This is a genomic window from Massilia sp. W12, assembly GCF_037300705.1.
In the GTDB taxonomy this organism is placed as follows: domain Bacteria; phylum Pseudomonadota; class Gammaproteobacteria; order Burkholderiales; family Burkholderiaceae_D; genus JACPVY01.
Genome location: NZ_CP147776.1, coordinates 5,071,630 through 5,091,881 on the forward strand (window position 1 = coordinate 5,071,630; position 20,252 = coordinate 5,091,881).

At 58.8% G+C, this 20,252-nt stretch carries 17 protein-coding genes; 12 read left to right on the forward strand and 5 right to left on the reverse strand.

Annotated features, from left to right (window positions below):
• A complete protein-coding gene (cas9, locus tag V8J88_RS20575) occupies nucleotides 1-3,183 on the reverse strand; it encodes a type II CRISPR RNA-guided endonuclease Cas9 (RefSeq protein WP_338846133.1) in 3,183 nt (1,060 codons plus the stop codon).
• A 527-nt stretch (nucleotides 3,184-3,710) separates the two neighbouring features.
• On the opposite strand from cas9, the gene V8J88_RS20580 reads away from it, so the two are divergent.
• The 4 genes from V8J88_RS20580 to V8J88_RS20595 all read left to right on the forward strand — a co-directional run bounded on the left by V8J88_RS20580 (nucleotide 3,711) and on the right by V8J88_RS20595 (nucleotide 7,790).
• A complete protein-coding gene (locus V8J88_RS20580) occupies nucleotides 3,711-4,805 on the forward strand; it encodes a PLP-dependent cysteine synthase family protein (RefSeq protein WP_338846135.1) in 1,095 nt (364 codons plus the stop codon).
• Nucleotides 4,802-5,263: a GNAT family N-acetyltransferase gene (locus V8J88_RS20585; protein WP_338846137.1), complete on the forward strand. Its 462-nt coding sequence runs from the start codon at nucleotides 4,802-4,804 to the stop codon at nucleotides 5,261-5,263. Before V8J88_RS20580 ends, V8J88_RS20585 begins: the two co-directional genes overlap by 4 nt.
• A gap of 77 nt (nucleotides 5,264-5,340) precedes the next feature.
• Nucleotides 5,341-7,425 carry a protein kinase gene (locus V8J88_RS20590; RefSeq protein WP_338846139.1) on the forward strand — a complete coding sequence of 695 codons (2,085 nt, stop codon included), beginning with the start codon at nucleotides 5,341-5,343 and terminating at the stop codon, nucleotides 7,423-7,425.
• The gene (locus V8J88_RS20595; RefSeq protein ID WP_338846141.1) at nucleotides 7,422-7,790 is read left to right on the forward strand and encodes a GFA family protein; all 369 of its coding nucleotides are present in this window, start codon (nucleotides 7,422-7,424) and stop codon (nucleotides 7,788-7,790) included. The genes V8J88_RS20590 and V8J88_RS20595 overlap by 4 nt, the downstream gene beginning before the upstream one ends.
• 215 nt (nucleotides 7,791-8,005) lie before the next feature.
• Here V8J88_RS20595 and V8J88_RS20600 read toward each other — a convergent pair whose 3' ends face one another.
• The 4 genes from V8J88_RS20600 to V8J88_RS20615 form a co-directional block, all read right to left on the reverse strand.
• Entirely contained in the window at nucleotides 8,006-9,265 is a 1,260-nt protein-coding gene (locus V8J88_RS20600) for a Tim44-like domain-containing protein (protein ID WP_338846142.1), read from the reverse strand.
• A gap of 8 nt (nucleotides 9,266-9,273) precedes the next feature.
• Complete coding sequence (gene ubiE / locus V8J88_RS20605; protein ID WP_338846143.1) at nucleotides 9,274-10,008, reverse strand: bifunctional demethylmenaquinone methyltransferase/2-methoxy-6-polyprenyl-1,4-benzoquinol methylase UbiE; 735 nt, start codon at nucleotides 10,006-10,008, stop codon at nucleotides 9,274-9,276.
• Between the two features lie 295 nt (nucleotides 10,009-10,303).
• On the reverse strand, nucleotides 10,304-10,708 hold the full coding sequence (locus tag V8J88_RS20610; RefSeq protein WP_338846145.1) for a rhodanese-like domain-containing protein: 405 nt from the start codon (nucleotides 10,706-10,708) through the stop codon (nucleotides 10,304-10,306).
• 15 nt (nucleotides 10,709-10,723) lie between these two features.
• The gene (locus tag V8J88_RS20615) at nucleotides 10,724-11,308 is read right to left on the reverse strand and encodes a 5-formyltetrahydrofolate cyclo-ligase (protein WP_338846147.1); all 585 of its coding nucleotides are present in this window, start codon (nucleotides 11,306-11,308) and stop codon (nucleotides 10,724-10,726) included.
• 20 nt (nucleotides 11,309-11,328) lie between these two features.
• On the opposite strand from V8J88_RS20615, the gene V8J88_RS20620 reads away from it, so the two are divergent.
• From V8J88_RS20620 to V8J88_RS20655, 8 genes are all read left to right on the forward strand, one after another.
• Nucleotides 11,329-13,320, forward strand: coding sequence for a transglycosylase SLT domain-containing protein (locus V8J88_RS20620; protein ID WP_338846149.1), 1,992 nt, complete (start codon nucleotides 11,329-11,331; stop codon nucleotides 13,318-13,320).
• 11 nt (nucleotides 13,321-13,331) lie between these two features.
• Nucleotides 13,332-14,051, forward strand: coding sequence for a glutathione S-transferase family protein (locus V8J88_RS20625; protein WP_338849947.1), 720 nt, complete (start codon nucleotides 13,332-13,334; stop codon nucleotides 14,049-14,051).
• Nucleotides 14,052-14,053: 2 nt separating this feature from the next.
• Nucleotides 14,054-15,169: a multifunctional CCA tRNA nucleotidyl transferase/2'3'-cyclic phosphodiesterase/2'nucleotidase/phosphatase gene (locus tag V8J88_RS20630; RefSeq protein WP_338846151.1), complete on the forward strand. Its 1,116-nt coding sequence runs from the start codon at nucleotides 14,054-14,056 to the stop codon at nucleotides 15,167-15,169.
• 175 nt (nucleotides 15,170-15,344) lie between these two features.
• Entirely contained in the window at nucleotides 15,345-16,934 is a 1,590-nt protein-coding gene (locus V8J88_RS20635) for a DAHL domain-containing protein (protein WP_338846152.1), read from the forward strand.
• 165 nt (nucleotides 16,935-17,099) lie between these two features.
• A complete protein-coding gene (locus V8J88_RS20640; protein WP_338849994.1) occupies nucleotides 17,100-17,507 on the forward strand; it encodes a hypothetical protein in 408 nt (135 codons plus the stop codon).
• A 214-nt stretch (nucleotides 17,508-17,721) separates the two neighbouring features.
• The gene (locus V8J88_RS20645; protein WP_338846153.1) at nucleotides 17,722-18,009 is read left to right on the forward strand and encodes a hypothetical protein; all 288 of its coding nucleotides are present in this window, start codon (nucleotides 17,722-17,724) and stop codon (nucleotides 18,007-18,009) included.
• Between the two features lie 96 nt (nucleotides 18,010-18,105).
• On the forward strand, nucleotides 18,106-18,654 hold the full coding sequence (locus tag V8J88_RS20650; protein ID WP_338846154.1) for a GNAT family N-acetyltransferase: 549 nt from the start codon (nucleotides 18,106-18,108) through the stop codon (nucleotides 18,652-18,654).
• Between the two features lie 254 nt (nucleotides 18,655-18,908).
• A complete protein-coding gene (locus tag V8J88_RS20655) occupies nucleotides 18,909-20,210 on the forward strand; it encodes a hemolysin family protein (RefSeq protein WP_338846155.1) in 1,302 nt (433 codons plus the stop codon).
• Nucleotides 20,211-20,252 lie beyond the last annotated feature (42 nt).

The window sequence follows — 20,252 nt, forward strand, 5'->3', positions numbered from 1 at the left end:
TCACGCTCCGCTGCGCCGCAAGGCTTGGCGCGTTTCGGGGCGCGCTTTGAACAAGCGGCCCAGCATATCGACATGGCATTTTTCAATATTGGCGGCGGTTTTAATGCCAATGCCGCGCTGCAGTCCGGCTGTGCCAACGGCTTGATTGCGGTCATGCGTCCATAGGCTGAAGGACGCGGTGGCGCGATCCATGCCGCCGAAATATCCTTCTTTCACGCCCTTGGCGCCCAGGTCAATGCGCAACCAGTCATTTGGGTGCACGCTGAAGCAAAAGGTGTAACTCGCATCCATTTCCGGCCATTCGCTTTCCGCTTTGTTGGCCAGGGCTGCTTTGTTCGGCAATGCGGCCCGCACCAGGTCCGCCACATACAGGGGCACGGCAAAATATTTGCCGCCTTTGACAAACACATCCACGCGCAACATGACGCCATTGTCGGCTATGCCGCCGCGCACCGGAATGCCGCTCTTTTGTGTGGTGAGCAGGCGCACGCTGCGCACCAGGGGCGCGGTTTTATCGCTTGCGCTGGGGCGGTAAAACGGTGCGGCGAAGGCTTTTTGGCCATCGTCTTTATGCAATTCCAAGCGTTCGCGCAAGGCTTCGATCAGACGCGCATTGCGCGGGTCGTGTGCGCCGGCGATGTTGTCCAGGTCTTTCAATTTTAATTTTTGCAAAGGCGTGTTGACTGCGCTCTGGCCGGTGGCGATGCCCTGCACTGCGCGGATGGTGTCGGCATGCGCTTCGCCGCTGCCGCGCCGCATTGGCGCGCGCGAGACGCGCACCGGGGCCACGCCTTGCGCCGGGTAGCCGGGGATGCGCGCTAAGCCGTGTTCCGGGTTGGGCGAGAGGCGGGCCAATAATTCTGCGCGGAAATGCGGCCAGGGCGGCGGAAAGTCTTCGCGCTGGCGCGCGGCCTGGATGATTTCGCCGGTTTCCGGGTCGGTATAGCTGTCGTTGAGGGCATATAACTCGCCCTGTCTGGCCCAGTAGCTGATGCGGTTCACCAGTTGCGGGGTGCAGGCGGCAATCACCGCCGCATCCAGCGCATGATGTAAATCACCGCCTTCGCGTGCTTTCAGCAAACCCCATTTCATGCGCAAAAAGCCGGTCAATTGCCCGCTTACGACGACGCAGCGCTGATAAGTCTTGCCGTCGGCAGCCACCGGCGCCAGTTGCAATTGCTGTTCCACCATGTTTTTAAAGCTGCGGCAGATGTAGCGCGTGTCGTTCAAATTGCGCTCTTTGAATTCCTGCGCCTGTTCTGCGCCAAAGTCTTTGCGCAAGAGGCGTTGTTTCTTGGCCTGGCGCAATTTACCGGCTTCGACCCAGGCTTGAAAATGGCGCCAGCTTTGGCTGTCTTCGCCTTCGCGCCCCAGCCATTCCCAGGGCGTGCGGTTGCCTTTATTACGGTTGCAGTGGGTGTGCGCCAGCACTTTATTATTCTGGCTGTCGTCAAAGCTGCGCGAATAAGGCAGGATGTGTTCGATTTCAGCATAACCCGCTTCAAACAGGCGTCCGATGTCCAGACTTTGCTGGCAATACGGACATTGCGCAAGCTGTTCGCCATACAGCCGGGTTTTGAGCACATCTTGCCCTTTGGCCTGGCGTTGATATTGATCTTCAAATAATTTGACGGCTTTTTCTTTCTCAACCTGGAATTTTTCCTGCTCTTTGCTGATTTTCTGCCGTTCGTCAAACGGCTTGGCCAAATCGCGCGCCAGCTCAATATGCACGCGCGCCGGGCTGCCGTATTGATCAATCAGGGCGTTGACCATTTTGCGCGCCTGGTTGATGGCGCGGTACACCACCGGATTGGCGAAATCTTCGCGGCGCGGCGGGCTGAGACGGGGCCGCTTGCCTTGGCTGAGCGGTAAGGCGCTGTGATGGGTGTAGCCGGCGTCTTGCACCGCTTCGTCATAGCGCCGCCCGGCTTGCATAAACGGCAGGATGCGTTTCAGCGCTTTGACAGAGAGGCCGATGAAGTCGCTGAAGCTGTGCTCCAGCGCGCTTTCGATGATGGCGTCGGCAAAGCCGGCTTGCGCCAGTGCTTTGCGGATTTCATCGTCATCTTTAAAACAGCTCAGCGTCCAGGCCAGCGCTTCCAGCCTGTCGTCTTGCAGGCGGTCTTGCAACCAGGCGTCTTTGGCGCCGGCTTTTTCATACATTTTGCGCAGGGTGTGAAAGCCGCTGGCTTCAAACAGCTTGGCGTCTTCCGGGTTTTTGCCTTCGGTGCGGTAACTCAGGCCGACAAAGGTGTCGCGCTCTGGCAAGTCGAGTTTCTTGCGCACTTGTTTATATGTGAGTTTGTCTTGCTCAAACGGCAGATTCAGCAGCAGCGTTCGTTCACTTTCATCCAGCTCGCGCCGCCGGCCATTGGAGACGATGCGTAAATTATTCAGGCGCGTCAGCCAGACAAAGCGTTCGGCGTGGATGCCGCGCTTGGGCGCGCGGTGTTCTGTCGGCTCAAAGGTGCAATAGCCGACCATTTTCAGTAAATTCGCGCCCGACAGGGTGGGGCGGCGCTCCATCAACAGTTTTTCACATTGCAATTGCAATTCGGTGCTGATGAGCGGATTGCCCAATTCGCGCTGTACGCGGAAAATCTCGCGCAATTCTTTTTGCAATTCCAGCCGGGAAAAAGTGTGGCGGTAATCGCCACCCTTGTTGCGCTTGGCTTGTTGAAATTCTTCATGCTTTAGGGCCAGTTCGGCCATGCTGCGGAAGTTGTGCGTTTCTTTCAGCTGTTGATTGCGCTGCACCCCGCTGAGCATTTGCCCGGCTTGTTCGTCGTTGTTGACTTCGCTTTTGCGGTTGGAATAAAAGCCGCGATGTTTGATCAGGTGGTATAGCGCAAGCGCCAATTCTTCGCCGCTCAAGCGCTGATCCAAACCCTTGACCCGCAATTCCCAGGGCGAGAGCGGATGGACGGGCAAGTCCTGGCCGGCCAGTAAGCCGCAGCGCTTGAACAGGCGGCGCAGGCGCAGCAGGCGGTGGGCGCGGCGGCGCAGGCGGCGCCGGGCGAGGCGTTTTTCGCGCCGGCTTTTGTTTAACGATTCGCCGGTTTTCGGCACTTCCGCCTTGTCAAAGGCGCGCACATGCAAACCGAGTATGCGTTCACCCTGCAACACCGCTGCGCCAACTGACGCCATGCCGATATCCAAACCAAACACCAATTCTGCGCTCATACTGGCATTCCTTTAAAAACTGTTTTATACTCGACTCATTGTAGCTTTCCGGGGTGAGAGCCGTTGCTATAATAAAGTTGTCCCTTCGGGGACAAGCTGTATCCAACCCGGCTTCGGCCGGGTTTCTCTTTTCTGCCTCCCCTTTTGCACTGCTCTTGCTGATACGCCTTTGTGGCGACACATGGGGCCTGACGCCGGCGTATCGCTGCGCGCAACCCGGCCACTTTCTTGGCCTTGAATCGGGTTGAGTGAGCGCTTTGATTTTACCTGCACGCTGTGTTGTTTTATGCTTGATGCGCGTAAAATCAGGCTGTTGCTTAGTCAATAAAACAACGACTTGTTAAACTGCCAGTGTTTGTGTTGGCGCAGTGTATTGATCTGCAATGCAACTTTCCGCCGATGCGCTATGGCGCGCCGGGCTGCGATGTTTGCAGTGTCCCATTTTTAACGCTTTTGCGCGTGGCGGCGCTTTACCCTTTGCGGCTTCCGTTGTAAGGTGAGCCATCGTCACGCCTGCAGGAGTTGTTATGAATCCACGCACCTGGGTCGCGCAAGCGATCCGCATTATTGAAGCCGATTACAACCGTTCGGCTGACACCCATTTGTTTCCCTTGCAATTACCGGCTTTTCCGGGGATTGATCTGTATTTCAAAGATGAATCCAGCCATCCCACCGGCAGCTTGAAGCACCGCCTGGCGCGTTCGCTGTTTTTATTCGGCTTGTGTAATGGCTGGATTCACAGCCGCAGCACGATTATTGAAGCGTCCAGCGGTTCGACGGCGGTGTCGGAAGCGTATTTTGCGCGCATGTTGAATTTGCCTTTCATTGCCGTGGCGCCGCGCTCCACTTCGCCGGAAAAAATCGCCTTGATTGAGTTTTATGGCGGGCGTTGTCATTTGGTGGATGATGCGGCGCAGATTGTGCCGACTTCGCGCCGTCTGGCGCAGGAGTGCGGCGGCCATTTCATGGATCAATTCACGTATGCGGAGCGGGCCACCGATTGGCGCGCGAATAACAATATCGCGCAATCGATTTTCAGTCAGATGGCGCAGGAGCCGCACCCGCTGCCGCATTGGATTGTGTGCGGGGCCGGCACCGGCGGCACCTCGGCCACCTTGGGGCGCTATGTGCGTTATCAGCGCTACAGCACGGAAATTTGTGTGGCCGACCCGGATTTTTCTGTGTTTTTCGATTACTGGCAAAGCGGCGACGCCAATTTGTGCAGCGGGCGCGGTTCCCGCATCGAGGGCATCGGGCGGCCTGGAGTGGAAGCCAGTTTTATGCGCGATGTGATCGACGCCATGGTGAAAGTGCCGGATCACTTGAGCTTGGCCGCGCTTTTGTATCTGGAGCAGGCGCTGGGGCGTAAATGCGGCGGCTCCACCGGCACGATTTTTTGCGCCATGCTCAGTCTGGCGGCGCAAATGCGTGCGCGCGGCGAAAGCGGCTCCCTGGTGGGCATTTTGTGCGATGGCGGCGAGCGTTATCTGCACAGTTATTACAACCCGGAATGGCGCGCGGCGCAGGGCTTTGATATTGATGCCGAATGCGCGCTGGTGCGGGACATGGCCAGTATCAGCCATGGTGTGCAATGGCCGCTGCAAGTGGCGCAGAAAATATGACGGGCTGCCGCTTACAGATTGCGCAGGCGGCGGATTTGCCTGAATTATTTGAGATGCGCTGCGCAGCGCTGGCCAGCGCCAGCCAAAGCCCGTCGCTGCCGGTGTCGCCAGCCAGCCTGCAGCGCGCGTTTGCGGCGGGTTTTGTCGCCGGCGAATGGTGGTTGGTGTTGCGGCCTGATGGCCAGCGCATCGGCTGGCTGGCCTGGCATGATCAGGCGCGCGAACGCCATTTGCAGCATTTTTACCTGCTGCCGGCCTGGCAGAGTCAGGGCATAGGCGGGCGCTTGCTGCATCAGCTGTGCGCGGAGGCGGGACGGCGCGGTCTGGATGTGGTGCTGTCGGTGTTGCATGGCAGCCGCGCCGGTGCGTTTTACCGGCGCGCCGGTTTTATCCAGGATGGCGGCGCGCCCGGCGAAACCTGGTATCGTTTCACGGCCCACAGCGCAGCGCCGCTTTGAAAATTTGCCACAGGGCTTCAAGCAAGCGCCACTGATGAGTTACACTTCATGCTTTCCAAATTCCCTTCAAGCATCTGATGGACGATCTTCGCCAACTTGGCCGTTATGAATTGACCCGCGTGCTGGGCCGTGGGGCTATGGGTGTCGTGTATTTGGGCACTGACCCCAAATTGGGACGCCAGGTGGCGATCAAAACCATTTTGAAGAGCCAGATCAGCGACCCTGATCTGGAAAAGGAATATTCCGAGCGCTTCATCCGCGAAGCCAAGGCGGTGGCCCGGCTGAACCATCCGAACATTGTCACGGTGTTCGATTTCGGCGATGAAAATGAAATCGCCTTCATCGTCATGGAATTCATCCAGGGCGATGAACTCAAGACCTATTTCGACGAAAAGCGCCAATTTTCACTTGATGATGCGGTGCGCATGACCGGCGAGTTGCTGGATGCGCTGGACTATGCGCATAACAATGGCATCGTGCATCGCGATATCAAGCCGGCGAATGTCATGCTGGACGGGCAAAACCGCGTCAAGCTGACCGATTTCGGCGTGGCCCGGCTGGCTGACGCCGGGGCCGATCGGACTCAGGCCGGCACCATGGTCGGCACGCCCAGCTATATGTCGCCGGAACAGATCGAAGGCGCGGCAGTCGGCCCGCGTTCCGATATTTTTGCAGTCGGCATCATCCTGTACCAATTTCTCACCGGTGAAAAACCCTTCCATGCGCAAGGCATGTGGGCGATTCAAAAGAAGATCATGACCGAAGACCCGGTCTTGCCGAGTGAGATGAATGCGGCGATTCCGGGCGCGTTTGATACGGTGATTTTGCGCGCGCTGGCGAAAAAGCCGGAGCAGCGCTACGCCACTGCGCGCGAATTCAAAGAAGAATTGCAGCGCGCCCTGGCTGGCGAAGACCTGGGCGACGCCGACGCCACGCGCATGGTGTTGCGCCCCTCGGTGAATACCCAGCGCAGCGCGGACGGCACGCGCCCGCCGACCCTGGGCGGGGCCAATGCGACGCAGAGCGGAACCGGAACCGGCAGCCAGAATGAAGGCACCGCCGGCCTGGAGATTGAATTCTGGCGTTCGATTAAAGATTCTGATGACCCGCAGGAAGTGGAAGCGTATTTGAAACGCTTCCCCGGCGGCGTGTACACCGAGCTGGCGCAACGCAAGCTGGCCAAATTGCGCGGCGAGGGCACGTCTTCGCTCAAGCCGCCGTTCGCCCAGGCGGAAGATGATGCGACCCAGGTGGTCGGCAGCGGCATGCGTTTGCCGCCAGCCCCGGCCCCGGCCCCAAGTCCGGCCACGGGCGCCAGCCCGGCGCCGGTTGCATCCGCTGCAACTGCGGAAAAAGGCAAGGGGGTGCTGTTTGGCGGCATCGCCGCCGGTGCGCTGGCCTTGGCCGGCGTGGCCTGGATGTTGAGCGGCAGCCCGGCACCAAGTCCGGCCCCGGCCCCGTCTGCCAGCGCATCGGCGCCGGAGAGCGCGCCTGGCACAAGCCCCAGCCCTGAACCAGTCCCGACGCCTGCGCCGACGCCGACGCCGACGCCAAGCGTGACGCCGGAACCCAGCCCGACGCCGCTCGCCACGCCGTCACCCGCGCCGACCCCGGCCAAAAAAGAATTGACGCCGGAAGAGAAGAAAAAGGCGGACGAAGAAGCCGAGAAGAAGCGTAAAGAGCGCGAAGAAAAGAAAAAGGCCGAGGACGAAGCGAAGAAAAAAGCCCAGGACGAAGCCGCCAAGAAAAAAGAAGAAGACGCACGCAAGAAGGCTGACGAAGAATTCAAGAAAAAATTGGCCGACGAAAAGAAGCGGGTGGAAGAGGAGGCGGCGAAGAAAAAAGTCGAGGAAGAAATCCGCAAACGCGCAGCGGAAGAGGAAGCCAAGCGCGCCGCCGCAGCGCCGGCCCCGGCAGCCGGTATGTCGGCTTCACAGATGCGCGCCGAAGCGCAAGCGCTGGAAGGTCAAGGCAAGATGCGCGAAGCGGTGCGCATGTATAAAAATGCGGCGAATGCCGGCGATGGCGAAGCCGCCAAGCGCTTGCATAACATCTACGGCAAGGGCGAGGGCGGCATCGCGCGCGATTATGCCGAATCGGTGAAGTGGGGCGATGTGGCGCGCAAGCGCGGGATTGATATTCCGAAAGGCGATAAGCTGTGATTACAGCCCGTTTGCCGGAAAAGCAAACTTATCTGGCGCGTTGTCATTGTGGTGCGGTGCATTTTCGCATCCGCACCGATTGGCCTGAGCTGACCACCTGCGACTGCTCGATTTGCCGCATGAAGAACGCGCGCATGGTGATGGTGCATGAAAGCGAGCTGGAGCTGCTGCAAGGCGCGGACAGCTTGACGGAGTACCGTTTTCACACCCAAACCGCGCGCCATTTCTTTTGCAAGCATTGCGGGATTTACACCTTTCACCGCAAACGCATGTTGCCCGACCATTACGGTGTGAATGTGGCCTGCGTGCAGGATGTGACCGTGGCCATCACGCCGCGCATCGCCCACGGCGCAGCCTTGCCTTAATCTTTCATGCGCATCACCTTCACGCGCGCTGCAGAGACCGGGTTTGCAGATTTGAATCGAGCCAGATAATCTTCAAGCCGCCAGCGTGCGGCAACTGACCCGTTGGCATTGGTTTTCAGCGCTGCACCTCAAAAAAAACCCGCAATCGCTTGCGCATTTGCGGGGTTTTCAATATCAGCGTGTGAGCGGCGCGCCTTGCGTATTCCCGGGCAAGCTCAATATTGCCGGATATCCGTCAACAGCCAGTTTTCCCGTCCGTGCACCGAGCGGCTTAACCGCCATAATTCCTCAAATGCTTCCTGCTGCGGGTTGCTGGACTCTTTAATGATGCCGGTCATCTTCACCGTCACCACAAATTTTTGCGATTCCTGCTTCAAACCCAGCACTTCCGCTTCAAACGCCAGCACATCTGTCTGGTTTTCGCTTGGCCCCCGGGCCGCGATCTGGCGTTGAAATTCGGCGCAGATTTCCGGCGAAGTGATTTCAGCGATGTTTTGAATATCGGAACGGTCCCAGGCGATTTGCAGGCGGATGAAATAAATCCGCGCCTTGCGGACAAAGCCGGCCACATTGAAATTCGGCGGCAAGACGCCGAAGTCTTCACCATATTTATTCACCGTGACAGCGGCGCGTGCGGCGGCGTTGGCGGCTTGTGAGGCCATATGCGCGCGCTCTGCCGGCGTGGATGGTAAATCCTGGCGCAAAGCGGCCTGGGTGTTTTCGTAACGGTTTCCGCCCTCATTCGAGAAATTGGTGTTGGCGTAAGCCGTGTACTGGGTCGGGCGCATCATCGCGGTGTTGCTGCGCGTGGTATGGCGCTGGCTCGCTTCCGGGGCCTGTTCGGCGATCCGGCTCAACGGCCCGGTGCGGGTCTCGGGGCCGGTGCGGGTATGCGGCCCGGTGCGGGTATTGCCGCCCATGCTGCGCGATTCCGGGCCGGGCGCGCGCATGCTTGGCTCGCGCCGGGTTTCCGGATTGCGGCTGCGCCGTTTTTCCTGTTCCGCCTGCAGCTTGCGGGCGGCGTTGATGCGTGCTTTTTCCTGCATGCGCATGTACGCCATGCGCAGCAGCGCCAGCAGCAAGAGCGGTGTCAATAAGCTTAAAACCAGTTGCAGCAAAGGGTGATTCACGCCAACTGCGCGCCACAGCGGGCCGACGCCAAAACTGTCCAGGCTCAAGGCGAGCTGGCTTTGCCAAGTGGTTTTGGGTGTGCTGACATCTTCTGATAGCAAATCTCTGGCGATTTCCTTTTGCCGGTTGCTTTGTTGCGGTGTCGGCGCATCTTCCGCGTGCTTACTCTTTTGCGCACGGCGGCTGGCGCGCTCTTCGCTGCGCGTTTGTTGCGCTTCTGCGGGCGCATCTGTTTCCACGCTTTGCGCCGCGCCAGGCGGCGTCACGCCGCCCAGGCCCAAAGCCAGGAAGATGAACAAAACCCGCTTGCGCCATCGCGTCGCAAGCTGCCGGCCTTTCTCCATGCCAACTCCTAGAGTTTGACGCCAGTGTGCAAAGCGACCACACCTGCGCTCAAGTTGAAATACTCAACCCGCTCAAGGCCTGCATCTTCCATCATCTTCTTAAGTGTTTCCTGATCGGGGTGCATGCGGATGGATTCGGCCAGATAGCGATAACTGTCGGCATCGCCGGCGATTTTCGCGCCAAGCCACGGCAATACCGAGAAAGAATATACATCGTAAGGTTTTTGCAGCGGCGCGGCGACTTTTGAGAATTCCAGCACCAATAAACGCCCGCCGGGTTTGAGCACGCGCTGCATTTGCTGCAAAGCGCGGTCTTTATGCGTCATATTGCGCAAACCGAATGCAACGCTGACGCGGTCAAAATAATTATCGGGAAAGGGCAGGTTTTCCGCATCGCACAAGGCGCAGGGCGTGAGCAGGCCTTCATTTAACAGGCGGTCGCGGCCTACGCGCAGCATGGATTCATTGATGTCGGTCAGCCAGACTTCGCCTTGCGGGCCGGCCTGGCGCGCAAAGGCGCGCGTCAAATCGCCGGTGCCGGCGGCAATGTCCAGCACTTTATGGCCGGGGCGGATGGCGGCTTTGGCAATCGTGAACGTTTTCCATACACGATGCAAACCTGCCGACATCAAGTCATTCATTACATCATACTTATTGGCGACGGAATGGAAGACTTCTGCAACTTTATGCACTTTTTCGTGTTCTTCCACGGTTTTATAGCCAAAATGTGTCGTGTTTCCCATGTCGCCAACTGGTATTTGTAAAAAAAATGTGTCAGCCATTATACAAGCGTGTCAAGCTTTTGGTTTTGGGCCGGGGATGATTGGAGGCTTTAATCTGACCAGCGGCAGGGTTTTACCGGTGGGGACGTGTTTGCGGCGCAACAAAGTTGTTATAAATAATATGGCTAATTTGATAATTGTAGTGACTGTTATCGCCAGTTTTCTTGGCAGGTGAACTGTGTTGTGATGGCGGTTACTGCGCAGCTGTACGCAAAATCGCAAGCTGCGCATGGCTGCGCAGCGTGTCCAGACTGTTTCAGGGTTTGCTTTTGCTGACCTTGGCTTCCACTGCGCCGCCGGCTTCTTTCCAGGCGGCAAAACCGCCGGCGATATGCGCCACCGGCTGCAGGCCCATGTCCTGCACGGTTTTGGTAGTCAAGGCGCTGCGCCAGCCGGCAGCGCAAAAGAACACAAATTCCTTCTTTTCGCCGAAAACAGGCTTGAAATACGGTGATTCGGGGTCGATCCAGAATTCAATCATGCCGCGCGGCGCATGAAAGGCGCCGGGAATCACGCCTTCGCGCTCCAGTTCACGCACATCGCGCACATCAATCAGCTGTAAATACGGATCGCCCAGGCGCGCCATGATTTGCTTGGGCGTGTAGGTGGTGATTTCCGCATTCGCTTGCGCCACCAGTGCTTCATAACCTGTCTTCAACATGCTCTTCCCCTTGGTCTATGGTGTGTCTGCGTCAGCATTGCAAAAAATACCGTGCATGGCAATATCATGCGCGTCTGCGGCAAACTGCGCCGCCTGAAAAGCATACGCCACGCCATAGCCTTTGCTGTGCGGGGCGGCGGCCAGGGTGCGGTCGTAAAAACCGCCGCCATAGCCCAGGCGGAAATGCGCAGGATTGAAGGCGACACAGGGAATCAAGAGGTGCGCCGGAGTGTCTTGCCACTCCGGCGCGGCCGGTTGCGGCACCTTCATGGCCCCCGGCGTCATCGGCATGCCGGGGCGCCAGCGCGCAAATCGCAGCGGCGCTCCAGGCGCTTGCACCAGCGGCAGCGCCAAGCGCACCCCGCGTTGCGTCAAACGCTCCCACAGCTGGCGTAAATCCGGCTCCCCCTGGATCGGCCAGTACACCCCCAATTCGCTGATTTGCCCTTCGGCTTGCCAACGCAGGATGGCGGCGCTGATTTCAGCATCCCAGCGTGCGCGGCTGGCGTCATCCAGCGCGCGTCTTTGCGCCAGCAGGCTGCGCCGCAATGCCGCTTTATCATGTGTGGGCGGCTGGACTGTGCTATGGTTCTGCTCCATGACCAAGTGTTTCCAATAAGATGAATTCCGTCAAAACTGTTGCATTTCTGATTGCGCTGGCATGCACCGTCAGCGCTCCCTTGAGTGTTGAGGCGCGCCAGAGCAAGGCTGCAAAAGCCGCGCCGGCCAAACCTTTGCCCAAAGTCGCCACGCCGATTGCGCTGGATGCCGCCGACAGCCAATTTCTGGCGCTGCGCGATGCTGTGCGCAATGATAATGCAGTGCGCGCGCGGCAACTGGCGGCGCAGCTGAAAGATTATGCGATTCCGGCCTATGTCGATTATTACCTGCTGAAAGCGGAATGGAAGGCGAATGGCGAAGAGGGGATTCGCGCCTTTTTGCAAAAATACGATGGCATGGCGATTGCCGACCGGGTGCGCAATGACTGGCTGCTGGATTTGGGCAGAAACCGGCAATGGGCTTTGTTTGAAGAACAATACCCGCTGTTTCAGTTGAATGACGATATGCAACTGAAATGCTATGACTTGATGGCGCGCCAGGCCAGGGGCGTGCGCGTGACGGACGATGCGCGCGGCTTGCTGGTCAATCCGCGTGATTATGGCGAAGCCTGCGCCAACCTGATTACCCAATTGCTGGAAAGCCGCCAATTCAACGAGGCCGATTTATGGGCGCAAATCCGGCTGGCGGTGGAAACCGGGGCCACGGTGCAAGCGCGCCGCCTGCTCAGCCAGGCCGGCGTGAGTGACAAACAGGCCGCGCAAACCCTGGACAAACCGGCCTTGACGCTGGGCCACGGGGCGGGCGGCAGCAATAAAGTGGAGCATGAATTATTCATTCTGGCCTTGGGCCGCATGGCGCGCAGCGGCGCAGCCGGCGTGGCGAATGCGGCGCAAGCCCTGGAGCGCGTGCGCCGTCAGTTAAGTGAGAAAGAAGCCGCGCAGGGCTGGGCGCAAATCGCCTTGCCGGCGGCGCAAAGCCTGCGCCCGGAAGCAATGGATTATTGGCGCGCCAGCGAAGGCGCGCTGCTGTCGCCGGAAGCGGCGCAATGGAAGGTGCGCAGCGCCTTGCGCGCGCATGATTTCGCCATGGTCAAGCGCACGATTGAAAACATGCCGGCGGAATTGCGCAGCGAGCCGGCCTGGATTTATTGGCTGGCGCGCGCTTTGATGGCGGAAGCCGGCGTCGGCGAGATGCCGGCCATGGCGCGCAATCTCTTACAGTCGATTGCCGGACAATTACATTTCTATGGCCTGCTGGCGGCGGAAGAGCTGGGCCAGAAATTCCATTTGCCGACCCCGCCGCAAGCCTTAAGCGCGGCCGAATTGCAGCAAGCGGCGCAAAATCCCGGTTTGAAGCGCGCCCTGAAATTTTTCGCCATGGGATTGCGTTTTGAGGGCGTGCGCGAATGGAATTGGGAATTGCGCAAGATGTCTGACCGGCAAATCATCGCCGCCGCCGAATTGGCGCGCCAATATGAGATGCTGGACCGCATGGTCAATACCTCCGACCGCAGCAAACAGGAAATCGAGATGCTGCAGCGCTACCCTTCGCCGCATCTGGACGTGATGCAAAACATTGCCGGCCAGTTAGGTCTTGATAAAGCCTGGGCGTATGGCCTGATCCGGCAGGAATCGCGCTTTATTTTGAACGCCAGATCCAGCGTGGGCGCATCCGGCCTGATGCAATTGATGCCGGCCACCGCCAGCTGGGTGGCGCAAAAAATCGGCATGAAGGGCTTTGCCCAGCATCAGGTCAACGATATTCAAACCAATATCACGCTCGGCGCGAATTATTTGCACATGGTGTTGCAGGGCTTGAATCAATCGCAAACGCTGGCCTCGGCAGCGTATAACGCCGGCCCGGGCCGGCCCAAAAACTGGCGCAGCACCTTGGCGCATCCGGTCGAAGGCGCGATATTCGCCGAGAGCATTCCCTTCCTGGAAACCCGCACCTATGTCAAAAACGTGCTGGCCAACGCCACATGCTATGCTGCTTTGTTCGAGAAAAAGCCGCAGTCGCTCAAAGCCCGCCTGGGCACGATCACACCGTAAAGAGGCAGATGATGGAAAACACAACCGCACTTGATCCGCAAGTCGCGCGCACCCTGCAGGAAATGGAAAAACGCGCTTACACCCTGGTGATCGGCAACAAGAATTATTCCTCCTGGTCGATGCGTCCCTGGCTGGTGATGACCGCATTCGGCATTCCTTTCAAAGAAGTGCGCATTTTGCTGGACCAGCCTGACACCGCAAACCGGATTGCCGAATTTTCCAATGCGGGCCGGGTGCCGGTCTTGCTTACCGGCGATATGGTGATCTGGGATTCGCTGTCGATTTGCGAATTCCTGGCCGAGCAATTCCCGGAAAAAAATATGTGGCCGCAAGACACCGAAGCGCGTGCGATTGCGCGCAGCGTGTGCGCCGAAATGCACGCCGGCTTTGGCGCTTTGCGCAGCTCGATGCCGATGAATATCCGCGCCTCGCATCCAGGCAAGGGACGCAACGCCGGCTCCCAGGCGGATATTGGCCGCATCAGCGAGATTTGGGAAGATTGCTTCGCCCGCTTTGGCGCGCAACGCTTTTTGTTTGGCGATTTCTCAATTGCCGATGCCTATTACGCCCCGGTGGTGATGCGCTTTTGCACCTATGGCGTGACGCTGGCCCCGGCGCTGAATGCCTATCTGGAGCGGGTTTGCCAGCATCCGGCAGTGGCGCAATGGGTGCGCGATGCGCACGCCGAACCCGAATCCCTGCCCGCGACGGATAATTTCTTCAATTCCTGAGCATGCGGATTTATTGTGTTGGCGGCGCGGTGCGCGACAGCCTGCTCGGGCTGCCGGTCTCTGACCATGATTATGTGGTGGTCGGCGCCACGCCGCAGCAAATGCTGCAGGCCGGCTATCTGCAAGTCGGCAAAGATTTCCCGGTGTTTTTGCATCCGCACACGCATGACGAATACGCGCTCGCCCGCACTGAGCGCAAAACCGCCCCCGGCTACAAAGGTTTCCAGGTCTATGCCGCGCCCGATGTCACGCTGGAAGAAGATCTGGCGCGGCGCGATCTGACCATCAATGCGATTGCGCGCGATCAGGACGGCCAGATCATCGACCCCTGGGGCGGGCAGCGCGATCTGCAGGCGCGCATTCTGCGCCATGTGTCCCAGGCATTCAGCGAAGACCCGGTGCGCATCTTGCGCCTGGCGCGCTTCGCCGCACGCTTCACTGATTTTGAGGTGGCCCCGGAAACCATGGGCTTGATGCAGCAAATGGTGGCGCATGGCGAGGTCGATGCGCTGGTGGCCGAACGCGTCTGGCAGGAAGTGGCGCGCGGCCTGCAGGAAGCGCGACCTTCGCGCATGCTGCAGATTTTGCGCGCTTGCGGCGCCTGGGCGCGTTTGGCCCCGGAGTTGGAAGCGTGCTGGCGCGCACCGGCGCAATATGGCCGCACCCTGACCCGGCTCGACCATGCGCCGCCGCAATTAGCGCTGCGCTTTGCACTCTTGCTGCACGAATTAGGGCAGGATGAGGCGGCTTTGCGCACCCTGTGCGCACGCTGGAAAACGCCGACGGAATGCCAGGATCTGGCCTTGTTGTATCTGCGACACGCCAGCCAGCTGCGCGCCGGCGCCGCGCTGAACGCCGCTCAAAGCGTGGCTTTGCTGCAAGCCTGCGACGCCTGGCGCCGACCTGAGCGTTTCGACTGCTTGCTGCAAGTGCTGGCGGCGGATTGGCCGGAACAGGATAACAGCGCCCTGTGCGCGCAGTGGCAAGCGCGCTTGCACGCGGCCAGCGCAATCGATAGCGGCGCCGTGGCGCAGCGGGTGCGCGAGCAGGGCGGCGATCCGGCGCAAATCGGCCACGCCATCCATGCCGCGCGGGTGGCGGCCTTGGCTGCGCTGTAAAACTGCGCCGCCAGCGTTTGGCTTGCCCTGGTGAAACTGCTATGCTTGTTCACCACGGCAGCCGCCGTGATGCGACCCTATCCCGAATCCAGCCCATGATGCAAAGTCTGACCGCCACTTCAGTTTCAGCCGGTGCGCCGCGCGCGTGCCGGCATGCTGCGCACAGGGGGCGGCGGTGAATGTCTGGCGTCGCCTGATGCTGGGCGCTTTGCTGCTCTTACTGGGCGGGATACTGGCGCTGTTGTATATGCGCGCCCAGACGTTCGGCCAGTTGAATCAAGAGCATGTCTTGCTGGCGCTGCGCGAAATGCGCGAGCTGGATGCGCAATGGGATGTCAACATCCTGAAATCGCACACCGGCTTGAATCACGATTACGATCCCGTCACCACCCCATTGCGCCATATGCGCGAGACCATCAAAGTACTGGAAGAAGCGTGCCGCTTCAGCAAAACCAGCGCGCCGCGTCAGGAATTGGCGAATTTGAAAGCGGCGCTGGAAAAAAAGGAAAAACTGGTTGAGCGCTTCAAGTCGCAGCATGCGATTTTGCGCAACTCACTGATTTACTTTCCCAGCGCAATCGATGAGTTCAAGATCGAAATCGACAATCAGGCGGCCACCCTGCCGGCGCTCAAGGCGCAATTGCTGTATGCGCTGGATACCCGCATCAATGGCGTGCAAGCCGATATTCTGCGTTTCAACCTGCATCCTGAAGCGGCGCTGGGCGAGCGCATCAGCACCCAATTGCTGCAACTCGAACAGCAGCGCGCCATGTATCCTGAGAGTGTGGGCGAACACCTGGCCCAGCTCAGCGCCCATGTGCAGGCGATTTTGCGTCAGCGCGTAATTGAGGCCGGCCTGTTAAACGGCATCACCGGCGCGCCGACTTCCGCGATTTTGAATAATCTGAGCGACGCCTTTGTGATTGAATTTGACTTGATGGCGCAGCAGCGCCAGAAAGACCGCCTGTATCTGTTTCTCTATTCCGGTTTTCTGCTGATGGTCTTGATGTTGCTGGCCAGCCGCCTGATTAAGAGTTATCAGATGGTGGCGCAAATGAACCGCCGCCTGGTGTCGGCCAATGAATTGCTGGAGCAGCGCGTGGCCGAGCGTACCGCCGAACTGGAAGCGCAATCGGCGCGCTTGGCCGAATTGGCCACCCATGACGCCCTGACCGGCCTGGTGAATTGCGCCCACCTGATGACCTTGCTGGCGCGCGCCCTGTTGCGTTCCGAGCGGCGCGGCAGCATCGTGGTGGTGATGTTTATCGATCTGGACGGCTTCAAGGCTGTGAACGACACTTGGGGACATCATGCCGGCGACCTGGTACTGAAGGAAGTGGCGCAAAAAGTGCCAAGTAAATTGCGCGCCGAAGACACCTTGGCGCGCCTGGGCGGCGATGAATTTGTGATTTTGCTGGAAGACGCCAGCACGCGCGAAGGCGCGATCCGCGTGGCGCAGGAAGCCTTGCGCCAAATCGAAAGCGTGACCGAAGTCGCCGGCCACGCAGTCAAAATCTCGGCCAGCATCGGCATTTCCAGCGTGCAAGGCCGCATCGGCGCCTCGTATTCCGCCGACGCTTTGCTGGACGAAGCCGACCACGCGATGTACCAGGCCAAACAGGCCGGCAAAGGCTGCATCCGCTTCAACCAAAACGCCCAATTCCGCACCCCGCTGGAACCGCTGCCCCCACCTGCTGCGACAGAAGAGGATGAGGCCCCCGTCTCGATCCAGGAGGGGGAGGATGAGGCGGAGCATAGTGCTTGAAGACGTATGATTCGCACCCCAGTGGGGAAAGAGAGCAGCCAAAGAATTTCTTGATGGGAATTTTTTGATTATGCAATATATGCTCGCATGCCTTCTTGAGGCGCTCACTATCCCATCTTAATCTGGAGCAACCCTGCGCCGCTGGCATAGATTAATGATGACGCGTTGAAGAGAGCATTCCTGAGCATCAAAAAGCGCAAGATCATCGAAGAGAGTTTTGGCTGGGCGAAGACGATTGGCGGATTGCATAAGACACGATTTGTCGGCTTGGCCAAAATCAAATATCAGATGATCTTCACCTTTGCTGTGTACAAAATGCGGATTGATGCCATGCCCGAGTTGCGAGAGAAGTATGGCTCCAGCCTTATTGCGGCAAATATGAAAAGCCAATTGTTACTATTAAAAGGGGATGATTTCCTGGATTGGGGCGCCTCCGAATATTTCGTCGAAGACGCACTTCTGCCGATTTTCCATGAGCAAGCAGATTTTGATCTATCCAGACCCAAGCAATCAAGCGCTGACCCCAGCTACACTTGCAAACCTGTCCTGATCCGCAGCAATGCAATTGCATAAGATTGATTTGAAAGAAGCGCGAAAATGATTCCATTAGCCAGGCATGCAGCCTGACTAATGAAGCCCCGACAGCCGACGTGCCCATCCTATTACAAGAAGTCGATTTGCCCGCCCACGCTTGCCATGCACTTGATCCCGTTTGGCATATGTGCTTCAATGCAAAATTGATCAAGGCGCAGACTCCTGCCGTACTCAAGGATTTCAAGGGAAACTGATGAGCACCATTATCATTGACTGCAGGGACGTCAGTAGTGAAGCCGGATTTTGGCAATTGTATCTGCTAACGGTTCGCCCTGAGGGGGCACAATTCTTTGGCCGCAATAAGAGCGCATTTCGGGATGCGATTTGCGGCGGTGGTCCGGGCTGGCCGGGCGAGGTGGATTTGCGGTTCATCCATACCGCATCTCTTGCGGCCATCGATCAGGGCAATCTGCTGCGTTTTTTGCAGGAGATGCAAGATTTGACCCCGCGAGTGCGCATATTACCTGGCGCTGACCATTGACAATGCAATCAGCGAGCGCCAAAACACTGCCCCGGTATATCGAATGTTTGCGCAACTTCCTGTGCATGGGCTATATGGCCACTGTTTACGCACCTCATGAAACCAGCATCCCCGCCACCCTCCATCATCTTCACCACCCCGCGCCTGTACGCCCGCCCGCTGACGCCGGCGGATGCGCCCGCCATGCACCTGGTGTATGGCGATGCCGCCGCCATGCGTTGGGTCGGCGATGGCCAGACGCTGAGCTTGGCGCAATGTGAGCAATGGGTTGAAGTAACAGAACGCAATTACGCCACGCGCGGCTATGGCATGTTTGCCCTGCTGTGCCGCGCCTCAGGTGCGGTGATCGGTTTTTGCGGTCTGGTGCATCCCGGCGGCCAGCCGGAGGCGGAAATGAAATACGCGCTGCAGCGCCAGTTTTGGGGGCAAGGCCTGGCCAGCGAAGCGGCTGCCGCCATGCTGGCCAGCGCTGCTGCGCTGTTCGGTCTGCAGCATGTCATCGCCACCGTGGCGCCGGACAATCCGGCTTCGCAAAAAGTATTGCTGAAAGCCGGCATGCAGCGCGGGCCGCTCAGGCGCAATCAGGATGGTTCAGACACCCAGCTGTTTGCATGGCAAGCGCCTGCCAGCGCTAATGCGCGATAAATCGGCGCCCTGACGCAAGGCAGTCAGACGGCGCTGACACCGCAGGCTGGATTGACAGCGCACAGGCCAGCACATACTATGATGCTCCCAAAACAACACGGGTTGATTACCCGCAACATCCAGAATGGATAGTTCCTGTGACCGAAGTTGGCTGTACACATCTGCAGCCAACCCTGCCTTGGCGCAAGGTCTGCGCCCCCTGTCCGGCGCTGCCGGTTTAGCTGTAAACCCTTTCCCGTATTGCGAGGCCTGAGATGGAAATTATGCTTCTGTTCGGCCTGATCGTGCTCAATGGCATGTTCGCCATGTCTGAAATCGCGCTGGTCACTGCGCGTAAAGGACGCTTGATGAAACTCGCCGCTGAAGGCGATAGCGCAGCGGCGGTGGCGCTCAAACTCGGGGAAGACCCGACCAAATTCTTATCCGCGATTCAAATCGGCATTACCTCCATCGGCCTGTTAAACGGGATCGTCGGCGAGGCGGTGTTGGCCGGCCCGTTCTCGCTCTGGATGCAAGAACTCGGCCTGCCCAAACGCCCGGCGGATATCGGCGCCACCGCGATTGTGGTGGTGGTGGTGACTTATATTTCCATCGTGGTCGGCGAGCTGGTGCCCAAACGCCTGGGGCAAATCACGCCGGAACCGATTGCGCGCCTGGTGGCGCGCCCGATGCAGGCGCTGGCGCTGTTGACACGCCCGTTTGTGATGCTGCTCTCGGTTTCCACCCATACGCTGTTGCGCTTGATGGGCGTGAAGCAGGATGGGCCAAACAGCGTCACCGAAGAAGAAATCCACGCGATTCTGGAAGAAGGTTCGGAAGCCGGCGTGATCGAACAACATCAGCATGAAATGGTGCGCAATGTGTTCCGGCTGGATGACCGCCAGCTCGGTTCCTTGATGATTCCGCGCGCGGATGTGGTGTTTATCGATATCCGCCTGGATGCGACGGACAATTTGCAGCGCTTGATAGAGTCTGAGCACTCGCGCTTTCCGGTGTGTGATGGCGGCCTGGAAAATATCCTGGGCGTGCTCCACGCCAAGCAAGCGCTGTCGTATGTGGCGAAGGGCGTAACGCCGGATTTCACAACCAATTTGCACACCTGTCTGTATGTGCCGGAAACCCTGACCGGGATGGAGCTGCTGGAGCAATTCCGCAGCAATAATATGCAAATGGCGTTTGTGATTGATGAATACGGCGAAGTGGGCGGGATTGTCACGCTGCAAGACTTGCTGGAAGCGGTGACCGGTGAATTCACCCCGCGCAATGCGGAAGATTCCTGGGCGGTGCAGCGCGAAGACGGTTCCTGGCTGCTGGATGGCGCGATCCCGATTCCTGAGATGAAAGACCGGCTCGCCTTCAAGCACGCGCCGGAAGAGGAAAAGGGCCGCTATCACACTCTGAGCGGGATGATGATGCTGTTGCTGGGCAAGGTGCCGAATACCGCCGACTATGCCGAATGGGACGGCTGGCGCTTTGAAGTGGTGGACATGGATGGCAAGCGGATTGATAAAGTGCTGGCCAGCCAAATCGCGCCAAACCCGCCCGCACAGGAATAAAGCGCGGCGCGCCGCATCAAACGCAAAGCGGGCAGACCATGG